1 protein-coding gene is annotated in these 1648 nt (G+C 65.2%); it reads right to left on the reverse strand.

Annotation, left to right across the window (positions count from 1 at the left end; translation table 11 throughout):
- Positions 1-1648 (reverse strand): non-ribosomal peptide synthetase (locus GA0115254_RS34160; protein ID WP_141720960.1); only part of this gene is annotated, 1648 nt, incomplete at both ends.

Here is a 1648-nt window from a genome sequence, read left to right on the forward strand (position 1 = left end):
TCCACACCCACGGTTTCGAGACCGAGGACCTCGGCGAACGCGGCGCACAGGATCTCCTCACGCGCGTTGGACGGACCACGGCCGACAGCAACCGGATACACCGGCACAGGAAGCGCCCCGCGGTCCACCTTCCCACTCGCGGTCAGCGGCAACTCCTCCAGCACCACCACCGCCGCCGGCACCATATGCGACGGAAGCCGCCCCGCAACAAACCCATTCACCAACCCAGGAAGATCACCCGAAACCTCACCCGAGGCAACCACATACGCCACAACACGCTTGTCACCCACCACATCCTCCCGAACCACCACCACCGCCTGAGCAACAAGCGGATGCTCAGCCACCACAGCCCGCACCTCACCCGGCTCGATACGGAACCCACGCACCTTCACCTGCTCATCCGCACGCCCCACGAACACCAACCGGCCATCCGCCGTCCACCGCACCCGGTCACCCGTGCGATACATCCGCTCACCACCCACACCGAACGGATCCGCAACAAACCGCTCAGCACTCAGACCCGGCCGACCCACATAACCACGCGCCAACTGCACCCCCGCCACATACAACTCACCCGCAACACCCACCGGCACCGGCCGCAACAACCCATCCAGCACATAAACCCGCGTATTCACATTCGGCCGCCCCACCGACACCTCATCACCCCCCGACAACGGACCCGCCGTCGCCACACAGACCGACGCCTCCGTCGGCCCATACGCATTCACCAACCGACGACCCGCACCCCACCGCTCAACCAACTCACCACCCAACGCCTCACCACCCGACAACAACACCTCCACCGAACCCAGAGAACCCTCCTCCAACACACCCAACACCGAAGGCGGCAACAGAACATGCGTCACCCCATGACGCTCCACAACCCCCGCCAGACCCACACCCGGCAACAACTCCTCCGCAGAAGCAACCACCAGACACCCACCCGACGCCAACGCACCCCACACCTCCCACACCGCCGCATCAAAACCCACCGACGCAAACTGCAACACCCGCGAACCCACACCCGCACCCCAACCCCCACCAGCCAACAGATTCACCACACCCGCATGCGGCACCACCACACCCTTCGGCCGCCCCGTCGAACCCGACGTGAAAATCACATACGCCGCCTGCCCCGGCAACACCTCCACCCCCAACCCCCCAGACACCCCAGGCATCTCTGGCACATCCGACATCTCATCCAACAACACCACCGGCACACCCTCCGGCACCACACCCGCCACCACCGACGACGACACCACCAACCCCACACCCGCATCAGAAACCATCACAGCAACCCGCTCCGCCGGATACGCCGGATCCACCGGCAGATACGCACCACCCGCCTTCACCACCGCCAACAACGCCACCACCAAATCAACCCCACGCTCCAACACCACCCCCACCACCGACTCCCGACCAACCCCACACCCCACCAACAACCGAGCCAACCCATTCGCCCGCTCATCCAACTCCCGGTACGACAACTCACCCCCATCCCACACCACCGCCACCGCATCCGGCACCCGCACCACCTGCGCCTCGAACAACCCCGGCAACGTCGAAGACTCCACCCCCACCACCGTGTCATTCCAAACCCTCAACAAGCGGTGCCGCTCCTCCTCACCCAGGACGTCCACCGCGCTCA

The sequence above is a fragment of the Streptomyces sp. Ncost-T10-10d genome (assembly GCF_900091955.1).
Taxonomy (GTDB): Bacteria; Actinomycetota; Actinomycetes; order Streptomycetales; family Streptomycetaceae; genus Streptomyces.